At 69.1% G+C, this 3,170-nt stretch carries 3 protein-coding genes; all 3 read right to left on the bottom strand.

Features of this window, described 5'->3' with window-relative positions; all coding sequences use genetic code 11:
- On the bottom strand, nt 1–2,165 hold a 2,165-nt coding region (locus ACIQ67_RS20300; RefSeq protein WP_397536187.1), incomplete at its 3' end, for a TonB-dependent receptor.
- 134 nt (nt 2,166–2,299) lie between these two features.
- Nucleotides 2,300–2,806, bottom strand: a complete 507-nt coding sequence (locus ACIQ67_RS20295) for a copper chaperone PCu(A)C (protein WP_397536186.1) — start codon at nt 2,804–2,806, stop codon at nt 2,300–2,302.
- Between the two features lie 117 nt (nt 2,807–2,923).
- Nucleotides 2,924–3,170 (bottom strand): DUF2946 domain-containing protein (locus ACIQ67_RS20290; protein WP_397536185.1); only part of this gene is annotated, 247 nt, incomplete at its 5' end.

Genomic DNA, 3,170 nt, shown 5'->3' with positions numbered 1-3,170 from the left:
ACATTGGTGTCGGTGTTGTATTGCCGGCCACTGAAGCGCCAGGTGGCGGCTGCCGTCCATTGTGCCGAGGGCCGCCAGGCGGCCTGCACGGTATAGCGCTGCAGGGGGATGCGCAGCCAGCGCTTGCCCACGGTCGCCGGATTGGCGGCATTGGCCTTGATGCTGGCGTCGGTGAAGGTGGCGCTGCCGTTCAGTGTCAGCGCCTTCAGGCCCGGCATCTGCATCTCGCCGGCCAGCTCCAGCCCCTGGCTGAGTACGCGGTCGATGTTGTTGACGCGGGTGACGCTGGGTGTGACGGTGGCATCGGTCTGGCGCACGATGGTGTCCTTCACATCTTCGCGGAACAGGCTCACGCGCAGGCGCGCCTGCTGCCAAAGGCCCTCGGCTGCCAGCTCCAGCGCATCGCCACGTTCGGGGCGCAGGTTCGGGTCGCTGGTGGTGATGCTGCTGCCGGTCTTGGTGCCGTTGTAGAGCTCGTCCACATTCGGGAAGCGCCAGCCGCGGCCAGCGCTGGCCTTCAGCAGCCAGGTGTCGGTGGCCGACCAGGCCAGCGCCAGCTTCGGGGAGGTGGCGCTGAGCTTGCGCGTCGGGTAGGCGGTCTGCGCCACCGGCGGGCCGGCGAAGTACTGGCTTCCGCCCCAGGTCTGGAAGCGCTCTTCGCGCACGCCGCCGGTCAGCAGCCAGTCGTCGGCCAGGCGGTAGGCGTCCTGCGCGTAGAGCGCCTCGACGCGTGTGCGGCCGAGATAGTTCTGGTTCAGCACTTCGGCGCCGCCGCGCCAGTCGGCTGCGCTGGTGACGCTGTTGATCAGGCGGTATTCATTGCGGTGCGCGCCCAGCGTCAGCGTGTGGCGGCCATCGCCCCAGTCCCCCGCCTGCGGCTTGTAGACGGCCTGGGCTTCCAGCGTGGTCCAGCCGGTGCCGTCGCGCCGCGTCACGCTGCCGGCGCCGCCGGCCTCGGCCTGCGGGTCGGCCAGATTGGCCTGGCGGTTGACGTCGTCGACGATGCGGTATTGCGTGGCCACGACAGAGGCATTCCAACCCTGGCTGTGCGTGGTCTTCCAGGTGGCGCCGAGCTGGCGGTGCAACTCGTCGCGCGTGCTGGGCGCAAAGCTGTTGGCCGGCAGCGTGAAGGCATAGGTTCCATCGGTGACTGTGCCGCTCCAGATGCGCTGGCCGCTGGCGTCGCGCAGCCATGTCGAATTGCGCACCGTGCTGTCGGCGCGCCACAGCGAGACGCGCGCTTCGACTTGCTGGCTGGCACCCAGCGCGCTGCCCACGCGCAGGTTCAGCGTGTCCTGGATGCTGTGGTCGATGCCGGTGGCGCCGAACAGGGCGCGCTCGCGACCATTGGGATCTCGGTCGTAGACGATGCCGGTCACGCGCGTGGCGCTGCCGCCCGGCGTGGCGAAGGCGCCGCTGGTGCTGGCGCGCACCGCGTTGGCATAGCCCATCGGGTGGCCTTCGCTGTCCTGGTGCTGCAGGCCCAGCACCCACCAGATGCCGCTGCTCGCGCTGCGGCCAGCCAGGCGCACCGAGGCCTGAGCGGCGCCGAAGGTCTCCTTCGTTGCGTACTCGGAGAAATCCTGCTGCGCATAGCGCAGGCTGCCTGAGGCCTCGAAGCCCTGGGGCTTGCGCTCGGTGAGCATCAGCGTGGTGCCGATGGAGTTGCCCGGCAGCTGCGCGGAGAAGGGGCCGTAGAAGGCGTCGATGCGTTCGATGGCCTCCATGTTCACCATATTCCAGCGTGGCGCGTCGAAGCGGCCCAGGAAATTGCTGATCAGGTAGCCGTCCAGATAGACCAGGGCGCGGCCGGGCTGCAGCACGCCGTGGCTGCGGCCGCCGACATTGGCGTTGCGGTCGCCCAGATAGCGTTTGCGGATCGCAGTGCTGGGCAGCAGCGCGGCGGCATCTTCGGCGTTGTAGAGGTTCTGCTGTGCGAGCTTCTGCGCATCGACGCTGGCGCTGGAGCCGGGCTGGCGCGCATCGATGGTGGCGGCGCTCTTGCCGGCGATCTGCACTTGCTGCAGCTGGTTTTCGGTGGCCACACCCTGGGCCAGGGCCAGTGCGGGAGTGAACAGGGCCAGAGCGGCAAGCGCGCAGGGCGTCATCAGGCCGTGCGGCAGCAGGGGGCCGCACGGCGAAGCAAAGTTCTTCGTCGTTGTCATGTCGGAAAAAGGGCGTGCAGCGGCGCGCAGGGGCCAAGGCCCGCGGCGGCGGCTGGAATCTGTCGGTGTATGGATGGCGGCGGCGAGCAGGCGCTCAGTGCCCCTGCGCGTGGCCGTCGTGGCTCAGCGGCTTGTTACTTGCCGTGCTGGTGGCCGTGGCCATGCATGGGCGCTGCGCCCAGCGCGCGCGCCGAGGCCTTGAGATCGACGGTCTGGCGCTTCTTGTCAGCGCCTTCGAAGACCAGCGTCAGCGGCACATCCTGGCCGGCAGCGATGGGCGCCTTCAGGTCCATCAGCATCACGTGATAGCCACCCGGCTTCAGCTCGACGCTGCGGCCGGCCGGCAGGTCAAGACCTTGCACCGCACGCATGCGCATGGTCGAGCCGTCCATCACCATCTCGTGGATCTCCACCACGCCGGCCACCGGCGAGCGGGCCTCGACCAGGCGGGCATTGCTGGTCGATTGCAGCTGCATGAAGGCACCGGTGGCCTTCTGCTGCGTCACGGTGGCGCGCACCCAGGCGTCCTTCACCGTGACCTGTGCCAGCGCGGGGCCGGCGATCACCAGAGCCAGCAGGGCGGCTTGGACGGGGGTGCGCAGCACGCGGCTGCAGAAGAGGCGGGCGGTAGTCTTGCTCATGGCGGATGAATCCTTCTTGTCGCTCGATCTCGGGCCGGGGTGGCTGGTTTAAGCCGGCGGCGTGATGAAATCGCTGATGTCTTCGGTAGCGCGCGCCGGTCAGGCGCAGCGCGGGTGTCAGAACAGCAGGGCAGCGACAGGAGGCCCGCGCGGATGGGCCACCGTCCAGTTGTGCTGCTGGCCCGGCCCTTCGAGGAACAGCGCTGGCAGCAACTCGGCTGCCGGGGCTGGCAGGGCGAGGCTGAGATCGACGGGCGGCAGGCCCAGCGTGGGCGTGTGCAGCGAGCAGTAGGGGCAGTGCTCAAACAGATGATTCGCGCTGTCCGGGACAGACGGCTCACCGCTCGGCGCAAGAGGCTGGAAG

The sequence above is a fragment of the Roseateles sp. genome, from assembly GCF_044373315.1.
Taxonomy (GTDB): domain Bacteria; phylum Pseudomonadota; class Gammaproteobacteria; order Burkholderiales; family Burkholderiaceae_C; genus JACDQM01.
This window is presented reverse-complemented; position numbering and strand designations above follow the sequence as displayed.